Genomic DNA, 21,291 nt, shown 5'->3' with positions numbered 1-21,291 from the left:
TGCTCCGCTCTCCATCAACGCGTCTCAGCGCGCTTCGATCAAATCCCACCGATTGCCGTACAGATCGGCAAACACCGCGACCTTGCCATAGGCTTCCTGACGCGGCGCTTCGGCAAAGGCGACGCCCGCCGCGAGCATGCGCGCATGATCCGCGTCGAAATCGCCCGTGTGGACGAAATAGGCCACGCGCCCGCCTGCTGCCTTGCCGACCGCTGCCAGTTGCGCTTCGGATGTGGCGCGCGCGAGCAGCAATTGCCCGCCCCCATCGCCGCCGACGCGCACCCAGCGCTTGCCGTCGCCCAGATCGCTGTCCTCGATCACGCGCCAGCCCAGCGCCTGGTCGAACCAGGCGATGGCCTCATCATACTCGCGGACGAGATAGGCGCTGTACGCGAGGTGCATCACCTCAACCCATGGTCGGGATGACGAAGGCGTTGCCGCCGTCCACCGCGCCGTCGGGCCAACGCGCGGTCACCGTCTTGATCTTGGTCCAGAACTTGACGCCTTCCATGCCGTGCTGGTTGGTGTCGCCGAACGCACTGCGCTTCCAGCCGCCAAAGGTGTGGTACGCCACCGGCACCGGTATCGGCACGTTGATGCCGACCATGCCGACATTGACCCGCGCGGCAAATTCGCGCGCGGCATGGCCGTTGCGGGTGAAGATGGCGACGCCATTGCCGTACTGATGCTTGCTGGGCAGCGACACGGCTTCCTCGAAATCCTTCGCGCGGACGATCTGCAGCACGGGGCCGAAAATCTCTTCCTTGTAGCTTTCCATGTCGGTGGTGACACGGTCGAACAGCGTGGGCCCCACGAAAAATCCGTTCTCATGCCCCTGCAGCGTGAAGCCGCGGCCATCGACGACCAGCTCGCCGCCCTCATCGATACAGGTCTGGATCCAGCCTTCGACCTTGGCCTTGTGCGCGGCGGTGACGACCGGGCCGTAATCGGCCTCGGGATCGGACGAGACGCCGAGGCGCAGCTGCTCGATCGCGGGGATCAGCTTGGCGCGCAACCGATCGGCGGTCTCGTCGCCCACGGGGACAACAACGGGCAGCGCCATGCAGCGTTCACCCGCCGAACCGAAGGCCGCGCCGGCGAGGTCCTTGACCACCTGGTCGAGGTCCGCATCGGGCATGACGATGCCATGGTTCTTTGCGCCGCCCATCGCCTGGACGCGCTTGCCCGCCGCGACACCGCGCTGGTAGAGATAATGCGCGACATCGGACGATCCGACGAACGATACGCCCGCGATCGCCGGGTGATCGAGGATCGCGTCGACCATTTCCTTGTCGCCATGCACCACCTGCAGGATGCCATCGGGCAGGCCCGCCTCGGTCATCAGCTCTGCCAGGCGCATCGGCACCGATGGGTCGCGCTCGGACGGCTTCAGGATGAAGGCGTTGCCCGTGGCGATGGCGGGGCCGAACATCCACATCGGGATCATCGCGGGGAAGTTGAACGGAGTGATGCCGGCGCCGATGCCGATCGGCAGGCGCATCGAATAGACGTCGATGCCCGGGCCCGCGCCGTGCGTATATTCGCCCTTCACCGCATGCGGGATGCCGCAGCAGAACTCGATGACCTCGAGCCCGCGCTGGATGTCGCCCTTTGCATCGGCATGCACCTTGCCATGCTCGCTCGAAAGCAGCGCGGCGAGTTCGTCGATATGGGCCTCGACCAGCTCCTTGAACTTGAACATCACGCGGGCGCGGCGCTGCGGGTTGGTCGCGGCCCAGGCGGGCTGGGCTGCGAGCGCGGCATCGACGGCGGCATCGAGCACGGCGGCGCTGCCGAGATCGACCTTGGCCTGCACGGTGCCGCTATTGGGATCGAAAATGTCGGACTGGCGGGTGCTGGCGGGCGCGGTGACGCCTGCGGCCAGGCGATGGGTGACGGTGCGCATCGATGCTCTCCTATGGGTGCTTGTCGCTTGGGGGCCGCAATAGCCTCTGGCATTCCTGCAAGCAATTGCGTAAAAACATCACATAAGGCTGCATAAATGCCGCAGAGAGGCAACAACGCAGCGCAGGAGCGGATGAATGAACTGGGACGATCTGCGCATCTTCCTGATGCTGGCGCGCGCCGGATCGGTGGCGGAGGCCGCGCGGCGGCTGGAGATCGACCCCACCACGGTGGCGCGCCGACTGCAAAGGCTCTCGGGCGATCTGCAATCCACCCTCTTCGAGGCAAGCGGCAAGGGCATTGCGCTCACCGAACATGGGCAGAAACTGCTGCATTATGCCGAAGGCGCGGAACAGGCGCTGGTCGACGCCCGCACCGAACTGACCGGCGAACAGACGGTGTTTGCTGGCACCATAAGGGTCAGCGTGGCGGAGGGGTTCGCCGCCTGGATCATCAGCCGCAATCTCGCGAGCTTTCACCGCCAGCACCCCGCGATCCGCATCGAGCTCGTTGCGACCAACGGCTTCCTCAATCCCAGCAAGCGCGAGGCGGACCTCGCGATCATGCTCTCGCGCCCGACCGCCGGACCCTTGAAGGTACGCAAGCTGGTCGACTATCAGCTCGGCGTCTATGCTGACCGCGACTATCTCGCCGCCGCCGGGCCGATCCACAGCGTCGAGGACCTGCGCCGCCACCCGCTGATCGGCTATATCCCCGATTTCATCTATGCCGACGAGCTGCGCTATCTCGACGAGATCGGCCCCGGGCTCGAACCGGTGCTGACCAGCTCGAGCATCAACGTCCAGCACAGCCTGATCGCCTCCGGCGCGGGCGTGGGCATTCTCCCGTGCTTTATCGGCGAACAGAATGCGCGGCTGGAACGCGTGCTGGCGGACAAGGTGGCGATCCATCGCAGTTTCTGGCTCGTGGTCCACCGCGACATGCGCAAGCTCGCGCGGGTGGATGCGTTCATAAGGTGGCTCGACGCGCTGGCGGAAAGGATCGCGCCGGTGATGGGGGAGGAGTGACCATGCCTGCTCTCTCCCCTTCAGGGGAGAGATACGAAGCCTTGCCAGCTTGTCTGGCTAGGCGAAGTTGAGAGGGGCCAGCTGCAGCGCAGCCCCCCTCCCAACCCTCCCCCCTAGAGCGGAGAGGGCATTCTTGCACCACCCCCAACAACATCCGCTTATCCTGAGCAGCGGGCTTCAGCCCGCGTCGTCGAAGGACCCGCGCCCATGCTGGCCGTATAGCGGGGCCTTCGACAAGCTCAGGCTGAGCGGAGGTGATTGCTACCAAAATCGTGATGGCACGCTATTGCCCACTCACCAAGCATTGTAGATGCCTATTGGCCTGCTATTCATGCCAAAATGAAAATGTCATCGAAGCGAACTGTTGCAAGTCTCCGTTGGATTGCGGCCTATCTATGGTCGGTGCCATTGGCCTTGATGATCTCGGATGTTCTGGACTGGTCATATGATGGCGGTCCCGGCTGGTGGCTTGTCGCCGGATGGACTGCGCCCGTGGTGTTCGTTGCTTCTTGGTTTCGCCCGGTGATTTCAGAACCAGCCATTGCAAGTATCTATTTTGTCGTTGTGATAGCTTTCACCGCGTATACGGCGTCGCTTGCGAGCGTCACAACCGAGCACGAAATTAATAGCTAACGCTGGCGCGCAACTATCATTGCGGCCTCGCCCATCAAGGCACCACCACCTGCCGGATCGCCGTCCCGCTCGCCAGCTCATCGAACAGCGCGTTGATCTCGGACAGCGGGCTGACCGAGGTCAGCAGTTTCTCCACCGGCATCCTCCCCGCGCGCCACAACGCAATATAGCGGGGGATGTCGCGCGAGGGGATGGCGTTGCCCATATAGCTGCCCATCAGTGTCTTGCCGTCGCCGACCAGCGAGACGGCGGGGATTGCGAGCATATCCGCCGGGTTGGGCAGGCCCACGGTGACGATCCGCCCGCCGCGCCGCGCCAGGCCATAGGCTTTCGCGAGCACCGGGGCCTTGCCGACGGTCTCGATCACCAGATCGGGTTTTTTGCCCAGCGCCGCGACCACCGCCTCCTCGCCGTCTTGCGGAGGCACGGCAGCGAGCGCGCCGAGTTCGAGCGCCAGCGCGCGCTTTTCCGGGACGGGATCGATCGCTATCACCGGATGCGCGCCGCCCGCGATCGCCGCCATCAGCGCGGCAAGGCCGACGCCGCCAAGGCCATAGACGACCACGCTCTCGCCCGCGCGCAACGCGCCGCCGTTGAGCACCGCGCCCGCGCCGGTCAGCACCGCGCAGCCGAACAAGGCGGCGATCTCGACCGGAATGTCGCTGTCGATCTTCACCGCCGAGCGCCGGTCCACCACCGCATGGCTCGCAAAGGCCGAGGAGCCGAGATGATGCTGCACCTCGTGGCCGTTCTCGGACAGCCGCCGCTCGCCGCTCAGCAGCGTGCCCGCACCGTTGGCCGCCGCGCCGTTGCCGCAGAGATACCCCTCGCCCGAATGGCAGCTGGGGCAGTATCCGCACAGGGGCAGGAAGCTCAGCACCACACGGTCGCCGGGGAGGAAATGCTTGGCGGCGATGCTGCCGGGTTCGAGCACCGTCGCCACCGCCTCATGCCCCAGCGCCATGGGCATCGGGCGCGGGCGGTCTCCGTTGATGACGCTGAGATCGCTATGGCACAGCCCTGCCGCCTCGATCTTCACCAGCATCTCGTCCGGCCCCGGTGGCGCGAGGTCGATCTCGGCAAGGCGCAGCGGGCAGGTTTGCGCATAGGGGCCTTGATGGCCGATGCGGTCGAGAATGGTCGCGGTGATCTTCATGTATCCGTCATGCCGCCTCGCCCGCCCGCCCGCAAGCGCCGCGCGGCTTGCTCGCCCGCCTAGCGAACAGATGCCAGCTGATACATGATTTCGGCATAGCCCAAGGTCGCCTCGGTCATCCCGGCGACCTTGGGATTGGTCGATTCCACCACATAATATTCATCCGGCGCATGCTGGGCGCTGCCATGGCCGATGCCGAAATGCCCGGCGGGGATGCTCACCGGCGGCGCGGTGAACACCGCACCCGGCCAGGAGCCTGCGAGCCTGGGGTTGAGGTTCGCCTTGACGCCGAGCTTGGCGTACGCGGCCAGTTCCGCCTTGATCAATCGGCTGTCCTCGGCAACCTCGGTCGGGTCATAGCCGCCCGAGACATTGGCCTCGATGTCGGTGAAACCATGTTTGTCGAGATGCGCGCGGAGCTTCGCTTCGGCCTCGGCGCGGGTCTGGTTGGGCACGAGGCGGAAATCGAGCTTGGCGACCGCGCGTCCGGGCAGCACGGTCTTGCCGCCGGGACCGGTATAGCCCGCGACCAGCCCTTCGATATTCGCCGTCGGCTCCTGCGCCAGCCGCACCAGCGCCTGGTCGAACGGCAGGTTGTCGATCCAGTGGGTGACGCCGAAGGACTGCTTCATCTGCGCCTCGTTCATCCCCTTGGCGGCTTCGGCGATCAGCGCCTTTTCGCGATCCGTCAGCGGCCGCACATTGTCGCTCCACCCGCCGATCGCGACATTGTTGCCATCAGGCGTGACCAGAGTCTGCAGCGCCTGGACCAGCCGCCAGACCGGCGAATCGATCATCGCCTTGTAGCTGGAATGCACGTCCCCCTTGGGGCCCCTGCCCCATTGCGCGCCGCTGGCGACCAGTTCCAGCTCGATCACGCCCTTGGAGCCGAGATTGACCTGCACCTCGCCGTTCGGCCCCTGCCAGCTCGCCGGGATGAAAATGCCCTCGCACTTTTTCAGCGCGGCGAGCACATCGGGCCGCGTTGCGATCTGCTTGAAGTTCGGCGATCCGATCTCCTCCTCGCCCTCGCACAGCAGGACCAGGTTGACCGGCGGCTTCACGCCCGCCTTTTTCATCGCGTGCAGCGTGGCGAGCAGCGTCGCTTCCGGTCCCTTCTGGTTCACCGCGCCGCGCCCCATGATCGCCTTGCCCCAGCCGGGCTTGTCGACGATCCGCGCCTCGAGCGGCGGCGAGGACCATTCCGCCGGATCGAACTGCTTGACGTCGTACATGAAATAGATGCCGAGCGTGCGCTTGGCGCCATTGTCCATCACCCCGAACACGCCGGGATGGCCGTCCGACGGGACGGTGGTCACTCCAGTAAAGCCCGCAGACTTGGCGAGGTCCGCCATATAGGCGGCTCCTTCGGCCATGTTGAGATTCTCTGCCGCAATGGAAACAAGTCTGATCCAATCCTGGATGCGCCTGATGTCCGCATCGCGATTGCTCTCGGCCGCCTTGCGGATACGTGCCATCTCGCCTTCCGCCGCCGCGACTGCAGCAGCGCCCCCGCCAGTGAGCACCAGTCCCGAGCCGACCAAGGCGGCTGAACGGAGCATCGTGCGGCGATCGGGCTGGGTCGAGAACGGATTGGACATGGTTTCTAGGCCTCGCAGAAACATGGTTTACACCTGCAACCTGAACCGGCGCCGGGAAACTTGCAAGGCGTAAGACGATGGTAACCGAATCACCATAAATCCCTGATTTATCTTGGCCTTATTCCAGGGCCACACCATCGGGCAGATACCGTCATGAGCACCCAGACCTTTGCCCATCAGCATGGTGAATTGCTGACCCACGCCGAGGCGATCCTCGCTGCTGCGGCGAACGGCTCAGAGACGGAATTGCAGAATCTGCCTGCTTTGCGGCTGGCCTTTGCCCGGCTGGTCAACAGCCACTGCAGCGTCGAGATCCGCATGGTGAACGCACGCGCGCCGCAGTTCGACGCAGACTCCGACAGGCGTGCCCTGATCCGGCGGTTTCACGACGAGCTGCTGATGTGGCGCGGAGACCTCATGGACTGCAACACAAACTGGCCGCAGCGCGAAGTGGCCAACGACCGCGCCGGCTTCATTGCGGACTTCCGCGGGCTTGCCGATCGGCTCAAGGCCCGTGTGCGCTGGGAGGAGCAGGTCTTCTACCCTGCGATCCTGGCCGAACCGGTTCGACGGTGACTATTCCGCCCAGGCAGTGCGGCTGCGGGTCACGCGGAACAGCGGCTGCATGGGCTGCGCAGCGACATCGGCGAGCGGGATTGCCGTCGCGCATGTCGCGCATTCCGCGCTCATGCGCCCGACATGCCAGTGCTTGCCGCCGCAGCCCGGGCAATGGTTGACATCGCCCGCGTGATAGAGCGGCATGAAGCCGCGTCCGGCAATGCGGCGCGCAAATCCGTGTCCCGCCGCTAGCGAGCGGGCGGGGTCAAATGCGGGGCGGGCATAGTGCATCGTCATGGCTGTGCGTCCTTCATCGATCCCATGCCTTACGCACGGACGGCAGAACGGTTTCCTGGAGCGGTGGACCGTTCGTGGCTTTGATACACCTCCCCCTGGCTACACGCTGTGAAGGACCGCATGATCCTGCTGAACGGTGCACAACGAATCCGGCTTGCGCCCACCAACATTTGATATAATTATGATATCATAATTATCGAATCGGAGGGCGTTTCAGATGCAGCAGAATTCTTCTTTTGACGGCTCGTCGGGCGGCGGTGCCATGGTCGCTAGCACCGAAAGCCCGGCCAGCACGTTCAACGGCTATGTGTTCCTCCTGCTCATGCTGGTTTCCATGCTGCTACCGGTGCTGGGCGTGGGAATGGCAAAGAGTGGCAACATGCTAGGACTGGTGCTGGCGGGGGTGAGCGCCCTCGCCTTTCTGTTCATCATCTCTGGCTTCTACATGCTCAATCCCAACGAGGCGGCGGCGATCCAGCTGTTCGGCAGCTACAAGGGGACCGATCGCAACACCGGGCTGCGCTGGCGCTGGCCGTGGCTCAGCCGCAAGAAGATCTCGGTGCGCGTGCACAACGTCACCTCGGAAAAGGTCAAGGTGAACGACCTGCGCGGCAACCCGGTCGAGATCGCGACCAACGTGGTATGGCGTGTGTCGGACACCGCGAAAGCTCTGTTCGATGTCGAGAACTATCAGGAATTCGTCGACATCCAGATCGAGAGCGCGGTCCGCGTGATCGGCGCGCGCTATCCGTATGACGATTTCAATGCCGACGAGGTAACGCTGCGCGGCGATGCCGACGAGGTCAGCCACGAGCTGGAAAAGCAGCTGCAGGAGCGCGTCGGCGCGGCAGGCGTGCAGATCGACGAATGCCGCCTTACGCACCTCGCCTATGCGCCCGAGATCGCCCAGTCGATGCTGCGCCGCCAGCAGGCCGAGGCAGTGATCGCGGCGCGCTCGCGGCTGGTCGAAGGTGCGGTGACGATGGTCGAGCATGCGCTAGCGATGCTGAGCGAGAAGAACGTCGTACACCTCGACGACGAGCGCAAGGCGGCGATGGTCTCCAACCTTATGGTGGTGCTATGCGGCGAGCGCGACACCCAGCCGGTGGTCAATGCCGGGTCGCTCTATTGACCTGAACAATGCCCAATCCGCCGCCCAAGAAATCCTTCGCGCTGCGCCTCGATCCGTCGCTTCACGCGGCGATCGAGCGCGCCGCCGCGCAGGAATTGCGCAGCGTGAATGCCGAGATCGAGATTTTGCTGCGCGAGGCACTGGCCCGGCGCGGCATCAAGCTCGCGCCGCCCGAACAGCGGCCAAGGGGGCGGCCGCCGAAGGAATAGGTCATGGGCGCACATTTGGCTCTTGAAGCTGACCTTGCGTCAACTGGCATAAGCTGAGGCGAATCAGCCGGGGGACCAGAGATGAAACAGCCACAAACCAAGAGCGCGGCGAGCGAAGAGGATGCCACAGTCACCGTCTCGGGCGTCGAAATCGCCTGCCGCATCAGCCTGCCAGCCGGTCCGGCATTGGCACGGCTGCTGCTTCTGCCCGGATCGCTCTACAGCGATGTCGACGGCAATTATCCCTCGATGAACATGCGGCCGCATGCCTATGCCGACCTGGCCCGCCAGATGGCCTCGCGCGGCTTTGCGGTGGTGCGGATGGCGAAGATCGGGCCGGGCACGGGGTCGCGTACGATCGATGCCGAGGCGGCAGCAGCGCATGGCGACTTCCGCATGCGCGTCGCGGTGGCAGAGGCCGGGCTGGACCTGCTGCTGCGCTCCGCCGATCAGGGTCCGGTGATCGTCGCAGGACATAGCGAGGGCGCAAAGGTCGCGAACCTGCTGGCTCAGGGCAGCACCTCGGGCCGGATCGACGGCGTGGTGAGCCTGTCTGGCGCTGCGGAGCATCTGCTCGACCTGCTGCGGCATCAGGTCTCGGGCATGGCCCCGCCGGGCGTTCCGGCAGAACTGGGCATTTTCGACCGGACGGTTGCGGCCATCCGTACCGGGGCCGCCCTCCCACCCGAGGCCAGCACCAATTCCTTCAGCGCCATGCTGGCGAGCATGCCGGAAGCCGCGCATCGGTACCTGCGCAGCGTTGACGCCATCGACCCGCTGGCTGAGATTGCGCGCGTGCCGCAACCGGTGCTGATCGTACATGGTGGCCGCGATGAATCCGTGCCCTTCGCCCATGCCGAGCGCCTCAGGGCGGCGCGGGGATCGCTACCGACCGGCACCGCCTTTTTCCCGTCACTCACGCATTTCTACAAGCAGGCAGCAGACGGCCTGCTGCCAATGCAGATCATGGCGCTGGAAACCGAAAGCGATCCGGCGGTTGCCGATGCCATCGTTGCGTGGGTGGCTGGCTTGAGCGGATAGCGCGCCCCTTCATCGCCGGACATCGCCGCCTGTTCGCCAGACAGGCGTTCGAACCATCGTTCGCTATTGCGGCACGGCCGTGCTAGGGCGTATCCGATAACCTGGATCGCCGATAACGCGCGCAACCGCGCGCGCTGCTGCCTGATCGTCTGGAAGTCCGACGAGGAGAGCAAGCCATGCGCATGACCGAAAAATTCTGCCGCGAGCAGGAAAATCTGCAGATCGCCAAGGCCGCTGCCGAGCCGCTCAAGAACCGTCAGGGCATCGCGCTCGCCGCCGCCAAGGCGTGGGATGCTGCGGCCAGGATTGCGCACAAGCACGAGGCGGGGCAGCAACCGCTCGACAGGCTCGATGCGGCAATCGTCCGCGAATTTGCGGAAGAGGATGCGGCTGGCTGGGTGGTCGAGGAAGAGGCCGCGACGGAAACTGCCGTTCCTGCCCTGCACTGATCAGGTGAGGGGCTGGCTGGCGAAGATCAGCCCGCGCCGGGCACCCACGCGCTCAGCACCGCGTCCAGCTCTGGCCGGGGTCGTTCTTCCAGTGGCTGACTGGAGGAACCTACGAAGACGAACCCCGCGATCTGCTCCGGGGCAACTCCGAACAGGTCGCGCACAGCGTCGCTATAACTCGGCCAGCCGGTGATCCAGCCGCCGACAAAGCTGTGCGCATGGACCGCATGGAGCAGGTTCATCACGAACGCGCCCGCCGAAAGCTGCTGTTCCCAAAGCGGAATCTTGCTCGATTCGCGCGGGGAATAGAGCACGACGAGCAGTTCGGGGGCCTGACGCGCGAACGTCTCCATCGCCTCGATCTCGAGCCGCCCGGCCTCGGGCTTTTCGGCGCGATAGGCGCTTGTCAGCTTTGCGGCGAAGGCATCGCGCCGGTCGCTGGCCACATGCACGACGCGCCAGGGGTTCAATTTGCCATGATCGGGCGTGCGCAGCGCCATCCTCACGATCTCGCGGATCTGCGCCGCATCGGGACCGGGCGCGATCATATCGCGCGGGCGGCCCGATCGGCGGCTGGCGAGATAGCGGGGCAGCGAGGACAGGTCGTTGAATTCGGTCACGCAAGGAGCTCCGGCGGCGGGTCGGGAGGCGGCAGTCTGGTATCAACTGCAACAAGGCGCTTCACACCCGCGCATTTTTGTCTAGGTTGCAGCCCACGCTATGGACGGCCAGGGGGCGGGCCGCCAACAGAAAAATTGACGGGAGATATGCAATAATGGCCAGCGGTTATGCCGTGAGCGGCGATTCCAAGGGCACATTCCTGGGACACCCCTGGGGACTGTTTGTGCTGTTCCTGGTGGAGATGTGGGAACGCTTTTCCTATTACGGCATGCGCGCGCTGCTGATCTTCTACCTCACCAAGCACTGGCTGTTTTCGGACTCGCAATCGGGCGTCATCTATGGCGCCTATACCGCCCTGGTGTACATCACTCCCGTGCTGGGCGGCTATCTGGCCGACCGCTATCTCGGCCAGCGCAAGGCAGTAACCTATGGCGCAATCCTGCTGACCTTCGGCCATCTGCTGATGGGCTTCGAAGGTACGGGCGGACAGGACCCCGCCGCCCTCAACGTGTTCTGGCTGGCGCTCGCCTTCATCATCGTGGGCTCGGGCTTCCTCAAGGCCAATATCTCGGTGATCGTGGGTCAGCTCTATCCGCGCACCGATGTGCGGCGTGATAGTGCCTACACCATCTTCTACATGGGCATTAACCTGGGCGCGGCGCTGGGTTCGCTGGCATGCGGCTATCTCGGCGAAACCTATGGCTGGTCCTATGGCTTCGGCGCAGCAGGCGTCGGCATGGCGCTGGGCCTGGTCGTGTTCATCCTGGGCAAGCCTCTGTTGTGCGGTCGCGGCGAAGCACCCGATGCAGCAGCGCTGGCAAAGCCTGTGCTGGGCGTAAAGCTGGAATGGCTCCTCTATATCATCGGCATCGCCGCTGTTCTCGGCATCTGGGTGCTGATCCAGTACCAGGAACTCGTCGGCTGGCTGCTGCTCGCGTCGGGCGCGGTTCTGGTAGGCTATGTGCTGCTGACCGCGGTCACCAAGCTGCCGCGCGAAGACCGTGACCGCATCTTCGCGGCGATGTTCCTGATCCTCGGTTCGGTGCTGTTCTGGGCGCTGTTCGAACAGGCCGGATCCTCGCTCAATCTCTATACCGACCGCTATGTCGATCGCGGCGACGTGAAAGCGTCCATCTTCCAGTCGATCAACGCGATCTACATCGTGCTGCTGGCACCGATTTTCGCGGCTCTATGGACCTGGCTGGGCCGCAAGGGACTGGAACCGAGCGCACCGGCCAAGTTCGGCCTGGCGATGATCCAGCTCGGTGCGGGCTTCCTGGTGCTGGTCGCCGGTGCTGCAGCAGCCGGTGCTGGCGTTCCGACCCCGGTGCTGTTCATCTTCCTCATCTACCTGCTCCACACCATGGGCGAGCTTTGCCTGTCGCCGGTGGGCCTGAGCGCCATGAACCGGCTCGCCCCGGCGCATATGGCCTCGCTGATCATGGGCACTTGGTTCTTCGCCTCGGCCTCGGGCAATTTTGTTGCCGGCCTGATCGCGGCGGCGACGGGTTCGGAAAAGGCGAGCGGCGAAGGCGCGGGTCAGCAGACGGTGCTCGACGTCTATTCGCAGATCGGCTGGATCGCGATTGCCGTGGGCGTCGGCGTGCTCGTCATCGCGCCGCTGATCAAGAAGCTGATGCACCTCGATACGCTCAAGGATGCCGAACCGCTGGCGGGTGAAAGCGAGCTCGCCGAAAACCAGGCGGCGGGCGTGCATCCGGCGACGCGCGGTGTCTGATCTTCGTCCCATCCTCACTTCCGAACTGCGACAGGGAAAAACTATGCGATACGGGTATCTTGCGCCTCTGGCGGCCATAGCGGTCGTCGGTTGCGCCAACACGACAAGTGCCGAAGGGCCCTCCTCCACCAGCGCCAGTGGGCAGAAGGCCGAGAAGGTCAGCTTCAACGAGAACCCTTATCCCAGCACCTACAAGCCCTATCCGGGCCAGCCGACCGCGATCCGCAACGTCACGATTTTCGATGGCGAGGGCGGGCAGATCGACAATGGCGTGGTGTTCTTCAGCGACGGCAAGATCACCGCGGTCGGCGATGCCAGCACCCCGATCCCGGCAGATATCACCGTCATCGACGGCCAGGGCAAGTTCGTGACGCCGGGCATCATCGATATTCACAGCCATCTGGGTGACTATCCCTCGCCCGGGGTGCAGGCACATTCGGACGGCAACGAGGCGACGAGCCCGGTCACCGCCGATGTCTGGGCCGAACACAGCGTCTGGCCGCAGGACCCGGGTTTCAGCCGCGCACTGGCCAACGGCGGCATTACCAGCCTGCAGATCCTGCCCGGCTCGGCCAACCTGTTCGGCGGCCGCTCGGTCACGCTCAAGAACGTCCCCGCCCGCACCATGCAGGCGATGAAGTTCCCCGATGCGCCTTATGGCCTCAAGATGGCGTGCGGCGAAAACCCCAAGCGCGTCTATGGCAGCCGCAACCAGAAGCCCGCGAGCCGGATGGGCAACCTTGCCGTCAACCGCCAGACCTGGGCACGCGCTGCCGAATACAAGGCACGCTGGGACGAGTATGAGAAGAAGGGCGGCACGCCCCCGGCGCGCGATATCGGCATGGACACGCTGAAGGGTGCGCTTGAAGGCAAGATCCAGATCCACAACCACTGCTATCGCGCGGACGAAATGGCCATCGTCATCGATATGGCCAAGGAGTTCGGCTATACCGTCTCCACCTTCCACCACGCGGTCGAGAGCTACAAGATCGCCGACCTGCTGCGCGAGAACAACATCTGTTCCGCCGTCTGGGCCGACTGGTGGGGCTTCAAGATGGAATCGTACGACGGCATTCCGGAAAATGCCGCGATCATCCAGAACGCGGGAGCCTGCACGATCATCCATTCGGACGATCAGGACCAGATCCAGCGGCTCAACCAGGAAGCCGCCAAGGCGCTGGGCGATGGCCGCCGCATGGGCTTCAACATCTCGGACGCCACCGCGATCAGCTGGCTGACCTACAATCCCGCCAAGGCGATGGGCGTTGCCGACAGGACCGGCAGCCTCAAGCCCGGCAAGATGGCCGATGTCGTGCTGTGGAACGCCAATCCGCTGTCCGTCTATGCCCGGCCCGAAAAGGTCTGGGTCGATGGGGCGATGCTGTATGATGCCAATGATCCCAAGCGCCGTCCGGTGAGCGATTTCGAGCTGGGCCAGCCGGGTGAGGGAGACACGAAATGATCAAGTCCCTTTTCTCCGCAAGTGTGGCCGCTGCCGCACTGCTCGCCTCTCCTGCCACCGCGCAGACCGTCGCGATCACCGGCGGCAAGGTCGTGATCGGCGATGGAAGCGCGCCGATCGAGGGCGGCACCGTCGTGCTGCGTGACGGCAAGGTTGTTGCCGCCGGATCAGGCATCGCCGTGCCTGCTGGCGCACAGGTCGTCGATGCCTCGGGCCGCTGGGTCACGCCAGGCCTGTTCGCGGGCTTTACCCGTCTGGGGCTGGTCGAGGTCGAGGCGGTCAACGAGACCAACGACGCCAGCGCGAGCCGAGGCGAATTCTCCGCCGCGATCGATGTGACACCCGCGATCAACCCCAAGGTCAGCGCGGTCGCGGTCAACCGGGCGGCTGGCATCACCCGCGCGGTCGTTGCTCCGATCGCTCCTGCGGCGATCTTTGCCGGCATGGGCGCGGTGATCGATCTGGGCGACGATTACAACGCGGTCACCAAGGGACGCGCCTTCCAGTTTGTTGAACTGGGCGAGACAGGCTCGGCCAAGGCAGGCGGCAGCCGCGCCTCGGCGTTCCTCGAATTCCGCAACGCGCTGATCGAAGCGCGCGCGCTTGCCAACGGCCAGCGCGGGCTGCCTGCGCATCCGCACGATGCGCTGCTCAATCGCCAGGATGCCGCCGCGCTCGTGCCGGTGGTCAATGGCGAGATGCGGCTGCTGGTGCATGTCGAGCGTGCTGCCGACATCCTCAATGTGCTGAAACTGCGCGAGGAATTCCCGGCGCTCAAGATCGTGCTGGTCGGCGTGTCGGAGGGCTGGCTGGTCGCGGATCAGATCGCCGCAGCGGGCATCCCGGTCATCGCCTCGGCGCTCAACGATCTGCCGTCGGAATTCGAGAAGACCGCCGCCACCCAATCCAATATCGGCCGCATGAAGCGCGCAGGTGTGACCGTTGCGATCGGCATGATCAACGACAGCGACGCGCATAAACTGCATTATTCACCGCAATATGCAGGCAATCTGGTGGCGCTGCAGCGTGTTCCGGGCGCATCGGGGCTTAGCTGGGATCAGGCGTTCGCCGCGATCTCGTCCGGCCCTGCGCAGGCACTCGGCATCGACGCGATGCTCGGCAGCCTCAAGCCCGGCCGCGCCGGCGATGTCGTGATCTGGGACGGCGACCCGCTCGAACTGTCGAGCGCGCCCGTCGCCGTGATGATCGACGGCGTCCAGCAACCGCTAGACAACCGTCAGGCGCGGCTGCGCGACCGGTATCGCACCCCGCAGGAAGGGGCTTTGCCGAAAGCTTACGATCGCTAAGATGCGGTGAACGGAGGATTCGCTGCGGCGATCCTCCTGTCACGCAGGGGACGGGCGGCGATGCAGGATTACGCGATGCTGTTGGCGGGGGCGGTCGGCTTTGTCGGCAGCCATTTCGCGATGTCGCACCCCTTGCGTGCCGGGTTGGTCCGGCGGCTGGGGGACAAGGGCTTCCAGATCGCCTATACTCTGGTGTCGTTCGCCACCCTGTTCCTGATGGTCGAGGGCTTCCAGCGCGCGCCGGTGACCGCGCCTTTCTGGGCGGCGAATGACCTGCTCTGGGCGGTGTCGACCTTGCTGATGCTCGTCTCCGCGATCCTGTTCGTCGGCTCGCTGATCGGCAACCCTGCCCTGCCCGTGCCCGAGGCGGCTGCCAAGCGCATCGCGGTGAAGGATCCGCACGGCGTGTTCCGCATCACCCGTCACCCGATGATGTGGGGCTTCGCGCTCTGGGGCGTGGCACATATCCTTGTCGCACCGCGCATCGATACCTTCATCCTGTGCGGCGCGATCGTCACACTCGCGCTGGTCGGCGCGAAGCTGCAGGACGGCAAGAAGTTCGTCCTGATGGGCGATGCCTGGCTGCACTGGCAGTCGCACACCAGCTTCGTGCCGTTCGGGCGCGGACTCGCCTTTCCCGGCTGGGCCGCGTTGATCGGCGGGATCGTGCTTTGGCTGGCCGCGCAATGGGCGCATATGCCCTTGGGCGTGGGCGCGGCGGGCATCTTCCGCTGGCTCTGACACCCCCTCCCCTTCAGTCCGGCGCTTACGCCCCCTATATCGCCGCCATGGCGCTGCCCGAGATCATCACCGACTGGTTTGCAGCGCGCGGCTGGTCGCCAAGGCGGCATCAGCTCGATATGCTCGATCAGGCCGATGCGGGTCGCCACGCGCTGCTCGTCGCCTCGACCGGCGCTGGCAAGACGCTCGCCGGGTTTCTGCCGACCCTGCGCGATTTCGCCGACGGCAAGGCAGTGGACGGGCTGCACACGCTCTACATCTCACCGCTGAAAGCCCTTGCGCATGACGTGCAGCGCAACCTGCTGACGCCGGTGCAGGACATGGGGCTCAACGTTCGCATCGAAACGCGCAGCGGCGACACGCCCTCGGACCGCAAGGCCCGGCAGCGCGCGCGCCCGCCGCACATATTGCTGACCACCCCTGAATCGCTGAGCCTGCTGCTCTCCTATCCGGAAAGCGCCGAGATGTTCGCGAGCCTGAAGACCGTGATCATCGACGAGGTGCACGCCTTTGCCGCGTCGAAGCGCGGCGATCTGCTCAGCCTCTCGCTCTCCCGGCTCCAGGCGCTCAGCCCCGGTATGCGCCGGGTCGCGCTGTCGGCGACGGTGGCGGATGCCGACAGCTACCGCGCCTGGCTCGCCCCGCATGGCGATATCGATACGGTCGCGCTGGTCGAGGGCGAGCCGGGCGCGGACCCCGACCTCACCATCCTGATCACCGACGATCGCGTGCCCTGGGCCGGGCATAGCGGCCATTATGCGGTGCCGCAGGTACTCGAGGAGATCGAGCGCAACCAGACCACGCTCGTCTTCTGCAACACACGCTTCCTCGCCGAATTCATCTTCCAGAAGCTGTGGGAACTGAACGAGAAGCATCTGCCGATCGGCATCCATCACGGTTCGCTCTCGGTCGAGGCGAGGCGCAAGGTCGAAGGCGCGATGGCGCGGGGCGAGCTGCGCGCGCTGGTCGCCACCGCCAGCCTCGATCTCGGAGTCGACTGGGGCAATGTCGATTGCGTGATCCAGATGGGCGCACCCAAGGGATCGTCGCGGCTGTTGCAGCGCATCGGCCGCGCCAACCACCGGCTCGATTGCCCTTCCAAGGCGATCCTGGTCCCCGGCAACCGTTTCGAATATCTGGAAGCGCAGGCGGCATTCGACGCGGTGAACGAGGGCCAGCGCGATGGCGAAAGCTTCCGCCCCGGCGGGCTCGACGTGCTCGCGCAGCACATATTGGGCCTGGCCTGTTCGGGGCCGTTCCACGAGGACGCCCTGTGCGCCGAGGTGCAATCCGCCCTGCCCTATAGCGCGCTCACCCGCGCGGCGTTCCTGCGTGTGCTCGGGTTCGTCGAGAATGGCGGGTATTCGCTGCGCGCCTATGACAAGTTCAAGCGCCTGGTACGCGAGAAGGACGGCACCTGGCGGCTGGCGCACCCGAAATTCGCACAGGCCTATCGGCTCAATGCCGGCATCATCGTCGACACCCCGATGCTCGACGTGCGCTTCAGGAACGGCCGCTCGCTGGGCCGGGTCGAGGAAGATTTCGCCGCGCAGCTCGCGCCCGGCGACACCTTCGTCTTTGCCGGAATGGGGCTGGAGGTCGAGCGAATCAAGGATCTCGACCTGATCGTCAAGGCCTCGGCCAAGGCGACGCAGATCCCCAGCTACAATGGCGCGCGCATGCCGCTGACCACGCATCTGTCGTCACGGGTGCGCGAGTTCCTGACCGACCGCGCGGGCTGGGCGCGCTTTCCCGATGACGTGCGCGAATGGCTGGAAATGCAGGATTGGCGCTCTGCCATGCCCGAGCCCGATCAGCTGCTGGTCGAGACCTTTCCGCATCATGGCCGCGAGTACATGGTCTGCTATCCGTTCGAGGGCTGGAACGCGCACCAGTCGCTGGGCATGCTCATCACCCGGCGGATGGAGGATCGCGGCCTGCAACCGATGGGCTTTGTCGCCAATGACTATGCGCTCGCCGTCTGGAGCCTGAAGCGCGTCGCCAACCCTGCCGACCTGTTTTCCGCAGACATTCTGGCGGACGAGTTTACCGACTGGGTCGAAAGCTCGTACCTCCTGAAGCGCGCCTTTCGCGAGGTCGCGATCATCAGCGGACTGGTCGAGCGCCAGCATCCCGGCAAGAAGAAGACCGGGCGGCAAGTCACCTTCTCGACCGACCTCATCTATGACGTGCTGCGCAAGTACGAGCCCGACCATGTGCTGCTGGAGGCCGCCTGGGCCGATGCGCGCGCGCGGATGACCGATATCGGGCGGCTGGGCGATCTGCTCGACCGCGCTGCGGGCACGATGCTGCATGTCGAGCTGGAACGGGTCAGCCCGCTCGCGGTGCCGGTACTGGTGATGATCGGGCGCGAAAGCGTCGCGCAGGGATCGACCGACGATGCGCTGCTGACCGAGGCGGAATCGCTCGCCGCCACCGCAATGCGCGCAGACTGATTGTCAGCCGATGCAGCGACGTGTTACATCTGACGCATAATGACAGGCCGCACGGATTGCGGCGTGAGAGGATCAAACAGATGCTGTATCGCCCGCTGGTCGGTACGTTGACCCTTTGGGCGGCTCTTGCCGTCTCGCCCGCCGCGCTGGCGCAGGACGCGCTCCCCGCAAGCGGCTTTGCCAACACCACGGTCGGCGAAATGACCGAGGCCGATGCTCTGGCCGGCAACGCGGAAACGATCGACCTTGCACGCGATCGTGCTGCCCGCATGACCGTACCGGTGAGCATCGACGGGCGCGGTCCTTTCTCGTTCATGATCGATACCGGGTCGGAGCGTACCGTGGTTTCCAGCGACATCGCTTCGGTGCTGTCGCTCGAAATGGCGGAGATCGCGCGGCTGGTCAGCATCGCGGGCAGCAAGATGGTGCAGACCGTCTATCTGCCGGAGGTGACGCTGGGCCGCCGCAATTACGGCGAACTGGTCGCGCCGATGCTGGAATCGCATCATATCGGCGCCGATGGAATTCTCGGGCTCGACGGCCTGCAGGACCAGCGCATCCTGTTCGACTTCCTCGAGAACGCGATTACCGTCGAGGATATCACCGAGCGGCCGCACACCAGCGACTTCGAGATCGTCGTGAGCGCGCGACGCAAATCGGGCCAGCTGATCTTCACCGATGCCACCCTGGGGGGCAAGCGGATCAGCGTGGTGATCGATACGGGCGCGCAATCGAATATCGGCAATCTGGCGCTGCTCAAGCGATTGGGCGCATCGAACAAGCTGAGCGCACAGCAGGCGACGCTCACATCGGTCACCGGCCAGGCGATCATGGCCGATGCCGGTCTGGCAGCGGATTTCCGCATCGGGCGCGCGCAGTTCGACTATGTGCCGATCGTCTTTGCCGATGCCGATGCGTTCCGCGAGCTGGGCCTGGACAAGACTCCGGCACTGCTGCTGGGCATGAGCACCCTGCGCCAGTTCAGCCGGATGATGATCGATTTCAAGCAGCGCCGCGTGCTGTTCGACATGCCAAGAGCGGCCCGGGTGAAGACAGAACGCGCGAAGATCTGAACGTCAGCACCAGTCAGGCTTGCCGTTCCCGTACCACACAGCCAGCCCCTCGCCCACCAGCGTTCCGCCCAGACTTTCGCCATTGCGGGTGACGCGCAGCAGCGAACGGCCATAGCGGTCGGTTGCGCGGTCTATCGGCTCCAGTGCGATTGGCCCCGCGTTCAGCAGTTGCTGCATCCGTTCCTTGGCGCGCTGGCCGAGGCGCAGTTCGGCATCGCAGCGCGGAGAAGAGATTTCGGGCGTATCAATATCGGCCACGCGGATCTTCTCCCCTTGCAGCCAGAAGGTATCGCCATCGACCACGCAGGTGACGCGCGGGCCATTGCCGCATATGGGAAAATGGGTCGTGCCGGATGCTGGTGCCGACCCGGTCGCAAAGCCAGCCGGACCTGTCAGGGTCATCGGCCCGGCGGCTTTCGGCCCGATCCAGTCCGGCGCATTCCAGCCGACAAGCGCTGCAAGAGCGATCCCCAACACGAACGGGCGCGTGCTGTCGTTTCGCGATGCAGGAATGGAACGGAGCCGAGCCATCGCCGCAGAATGTTCCCGACAGGTAAATCAAAACTTACCCGCACGACGAACCGCATCACTTTCCGACGAACAGAAAGCCCACCCCCGCCATGATGCAGGCAAAGGCCGCAAAGTGCCGCCAGCCCAGCGCCTCACCGAGCACCGTGACCATAAACACGCCGAAGACGGTGAGTGCCAGCGCCTCCTGCACCACCTTGAGCTGTCCCGGCGTCCAGCCATGGGCAAAGCCGATGCGGTTGGCAGGCACGGCAAAGCAATATTCGATCAGCGCAATGCCCCAGCTGGTCAGGATCACCCAGAAGAGCGGGCGCGACGCTGCGGCTGCCGGACCGCCCTTCAGATGCCAGTACCAGGCGATCGTCATGAAGATGTTCGAGATGGTGAGCAGCACCAGGGTTGGGGCGATCTGGTTGGGCATGAACGGCTTTCAGACGATGTCGGGAGGACCGGAACGGGCCCTGGGAGGTAAAGATAAGATAAATCTGTCGTCAACGCCTGCTTAACCTTTCGCAGCAGGCCCTGCTTAACCAGACGTCACTCAAACCATCACCAACGCCAAAAATGGGGGTCAGTATGTCACCGGATAATCTGTTCATTTCCTTCATGTCGATCTCGCTCGCATCGGTTTTTCTGGCGCTGATCATCGGCACGCGCGGCGATGAAATCCGCAAGATTGCCACGGCCATTGGCCAGGAAAGCGGAGGCCTCACGAAGCGGAAGGCGACCCGCATCGCCGCGGTCGAACGCAAGACCGCCATTGCGGACGAAGCGATGACCGCGCGGGCGCGGGGCGAGCGTTTCGTGCCCCCGCGCGATTATCGGGGCGGCTGATCGCGGGTCAACCCGCCTGTTGGGCCGCTGGCCCCAGATCGATGATGAAGCCCAGCACGCCGGTGGTCGTTCCGTCGCTGCCATGACGGCTGGTGCCGCGCACCAGAATTTCGCGGACCTCCCCGGCATTGTTGACCAGGCGCGCGTGCAGATTGATGTCGTCGCCATGGTCGAGCGCCCGCTGCACCGCCTCGCGCACCTTGCGGCGATCGTCAGGATGATAGGCCATGATCGCCTCAGACATCGAAGGCTCCCCGAGGCTCCGATCGCGCTGGTAGATGGCGAACACCTCGTCGGACCAGACAAGCGAGGTGTCCGACCATTCGAAGTGCCAGTTGCCGATCCTGCCAACCGACAATGCCTGTTCCAGCGCTTGGGCGCTGCCCCCCTGGCCCTCGCCCTGCGCCTGCAATTGCCAATGCGCCAGCCGCAGCCGCCGCAGCAGTTCGAGCGCGGCCAGGGTCGCCACCAGCGCGCAGATCCACGGGATATGTTCGATCAGGGTCACGCCCATGGCGCAAT

Annotated in this window: 22 protein-coding genes; 13 read left to right on the top strand and 9 right to left on the bottom strand. The window is 64.8% G+C overall.

Going from position 1 to position 21,291, the window contains the following annotated elements:
• Window positions 1–24: 24 nt before the first annotated feature.
• Together C7451_RS00835 and C7451_RS00830 are read right to left on the bottom strand one after the other, a co-directional pair.
• Entirely contained in the window at window positions 25–402 is a 378-nt protein-coding gene (locus tag C7451_RS00835; protein WP_110297083.1) for a VOC family protein, read from the bottom strand.
• 4 nt (window positions 403–406) lie between these two features.
• A complete protein-coding gene (locus C7451_RS00830) occupies window positions 407–1,906 on the bottom strand; it encodes a CoA-acylating methylmalonate-semialdehyde dehydrogenase (protein WP_110297082.1) in 1,500 nt (499 codons plus the stop codon).
• A gap of 136 nt (window positions 1,907–2,042) precedes the next feature.
• On the opposite strand from C7451_RS00830, the gene C7451_RS00825 reads away from it, so the two are divergent.
• Complete coding sequence (locus tag C7451_RS00825) at window positions 2,043–2,933, top strand: LysR family transcriptional regulator (protein WP_110297081.1); 891 nt, start codon at window positions 2,043–2,045, stop codon at window positions 2,931–2,933.
• A gap of 667 nt (window positions 2,934–3,600) precedes the next feature.
• On the opposite strand, the gene C7451_RS00815 is transcribed toward C7451_RS00825, so the two are convergent.
• A complete protein-coding gene (locus tag C7451_RS00815; RefSeq protein WP_110297079.1) occupies window positions 3,601–4,722 on the bottom strand; it encodes a zinc-binding dehydrogenase in 1,122 nt (373 codons plus the stop codon).
• 59 nt (window positions 4,723–4,781) lie between these two features.
• A complete protein-coding gene (locus tag C7451_RS00810) occupies window positions 4,782–6,323 on the bottom strand; it encodes a M20/M25/M40 family metallo-hydrolase (protein WP_244181467.1) in 1,542 nt (513 codons plus the stop codon).
• A gap of 153 nt (window positions 6,324–6,476) precedes the next feature.
• Here C7451_RS00810 and C7451_RS00805 point away from each other — a divergent pair, with 153 nt between their 5' ends.
• A complete protein-coding gene (locus tag C7451_RS00805; protein WP_110297078.1) occupies window positions 6,477–6,899 on the top strand; it encodes a hypothetical protein in 423 nt (140 codons plus the stop codon).
• Here the strand turns inward: C7451_RS00805 and C7451_RS00800 are convergent, their stop codons facing one another.
• Entirely contained in the window at window positions 6,900–7,178 is a 279-nt protein-coding gene (locus tag C7451_RS00800) for a hypothetical protein (protein WP_110297077.1), read from the bottom strand.
• Between the two features lie 217 nt (window positions 7,179–7,395).
• Between C7451_RS00800 and C7451_RS00795 the strand changes: the two genes are divergently transcribed.
• From C7451_RS00795 to C7451_RS00780, 4 genes are all read left to right on the top strand, one after another.
• Entirely contained in the window at window positions 7,396–8,310 is a 915-nt protein-coding gene (locus tag C7451_RS00795) for an SPFH domain-containing protein (protein ID WP_110297076.1), read from the top strand.
• A gap of 8 nt (window positions 8,311–8,318) precedes the next feature.
• Window positions 8,319–8,519, top strand: coding sequence for a type II toxin-antitoxin system antitoxin (locus C7451_RS00790; protein ID WP_060977552.1), 201 nt, complete (start codon window positions 8,319–8,321; stop codon window positions 8,517–8,519).
• 81 nt (window positions 8,520–8,600) lie between these two features.
• Complete coding sequence (locus tag C7451_RS00785; RefSeq protein WP_110297075.1) at window positions 8,601–9,560, top strand: alpha/beta hydrolase family protein; 960 nt, start codon at window positions 8,601–8,603, stop codon at window positions 9,558–9,560.
• Window positions 9,561–9,736: 176 nt separating this feature from the next.
• The gene (locus C7451_RS00780; protein WP_110297074.1) at window positions 9,737–10,009 is read left to right on the top strand and encodes a hypothetical protein; all 273 of its coding nucleotides are present in this window, start codon (window positions 9,737–9,739) and stop codon (window positions 10,007–10,009) included.
• Window positions 10,010–10,035: 26 nt separating this feature from the next.
• Here the strand turns inward: C7451_RS00780 and C7451_RS00775 are convergent, their stop codons facing one another.
• The gene (locus C7451_RS00775) at window positions 10,036–10,629 is read right to left on the bottom strand and encodes a nitroreductase family protein (RefSeq protein WP_110297073.1); all 594 of its coding nucleotides are present in this window, start codon (window positions 10,627–10,629) and stop codon (window positions 10,036–10,038) included.
• 155 nt (window positions 10,630–10,784) lie between these two features.
• Between C7451_RS00775 and C7451_RS00770 the strand changes: the two genes are divergently transcribed.
• From C7451_RS00770 to C7451_RS00745, 6 genes are all read left to right on the top strand, one after another.
• A complete protein-coding gene (locus C7451_RS00770; RefSeq protein WP_110297072.1) occupies window positions 10,785–12,368 on the top strand; it encodes a peptide MFS transporter in 1,584 nt (527 codons plus the stop codon).
• Between the two features lie 43 nt (window positions 12,369–12,411).
• Entirely contained in the window at window positions 12,412–13,830 is a 1,419-nt protein-coding gene (locus C7451_RS00765; protein ID WP_110297071.1) for an amidohydrolase, read from the top strand.
• Window positions 13,827–15,137: an amidohydrolase family protein gene (locus C7451_RS00760; RefSeq protein ID WP_110297070.1), complete on the top strand. Its 1,311-nt coding sequence runs from the start codon at window positions 13,827–13,829 to the stop codon at window positions 15,135–15,137. The genes C7451_RS00765 and C7451_RS00760 overlap by 4 nt, the downstream gene beginning before the upstream one ends.
• 60 nt (window positions 15,138–15,197) lie before the next feature.
• Window positions 15,198–15,878 carry an NnrU family protein gene (locus C7451_RS00755; RefSeq protein ID WP_110297069.1) on the top strand — a complete coding sequence of 227 codons (681 nt, stop codon included), beginning with the start codon at window positions 15,198–15,200 and terminating at the stop codon, window positions 15,876–15,878.
• Window positions 15,879–15,925: 47 nt separating this feature from the next.
• Window positions 15,926–18,334: a ligase-associated DNA damage response DEXH box helicase gene (locus tag C7451_RS00750; RefSeq protein ID WP_110297068.1), complete on the top strand. Its 2,409-nt coding sequence runs from the start codon at window positions 15,926–15,928 to the stop codon at window positions 18,332–18,334.
• Window positions 18,335–18,414: 80 nt separating this feature from the next.
• Window positions 18,415–19,407: an aspartyl protease family protein gene (locus C7451_RS00745; protein WP_110297067.1), complete on the top strand. Its 993-nt coding sequence runs from the start codon at window positions 18,415–18,417 to the stop codon at window positions 19,405–19,407.
• 3 nt (window positions 19,408–19,410) lie between these two features.
• On the opposite strand, the gene C7451_RS00740 is transcribed toward C7451_RS00745, so the two are convergent.
• Both C7451_RS00740 and C7451_RS00735 read right to left on the bottom strand, forming a co-directional pair.
• Window positions 19,411–19,938, bottom strand: a complete 528-nt coding sequence (locus C7451_RS00740; RefSeq protein ID WP_244181464.1) for a thermonuclease family protein — start codon at window positions 19,936–19,938, stop codon at window positions 19,411–19,413.
• Window positions 19,939–19,993: 55 nt separating this feature from the next.
• Window positions 19,994–20,356: a DMT family protein gene (locus C7451_RS00735; protein ID WP_110297066.1), complete on the bottom strand. Its 363-nt coding sequence runs from the start codon at window positions 20,354–20,356 to the stop codon at window positions 19,994–19,996.
• Window positions 20,357–20,511: 155 nt separating this feature from the next.
• Here C7451_RS00735 and C7451_RS00730 point away from each other — a divergent pair, with 155 nt between their 5' ends.
• Window positions 20,512–20,769 carry a hypothetical protein gene (locus C7451_RS00730; protein ID WP_146215263.1) on the top strand — a complete coding sequence of 86 codons (258 nt, stop codon included), beginning with the start codon at window positions 20,512–20,514 and terminating at the stop codon, window positions 20,767–20,769.
• A 7-nt stretch (window positions 20,770–20,776) separates the two neighbouring features.
• Here C7451_RS00730 and C7451_RS00725 read toward each other — a convergent pair whose 3' ends face one another.
• Entirely contained in the window at window positions 20,777–21,283 is a 507-nt protein-coding gene (locus C7451_RS00725) for a PAS domain-containing protein (RefSeq protein ID WP_110297064.1), read from the bottom strand.
• Between the last annotated feature and the right edge of the window lie 8 nt (window positions 21,284–21,291).

Source organism: Blastomonas natatoria (genome assembly GCF_003201955.1).
Taxonomy (GTDB): domain Bacteria; phylum Pseudomonadota; class Alphaproteobacteria; order Sphingomonadales; family Sphingomonadaceae; genus Blastomonas; species Blastomonas natatoria.
The sequence above is the reverse complement of the archived record's forward strand: the minus strand, read 5'-3'. Positions and strand labels throughout refer to the sequence as shown.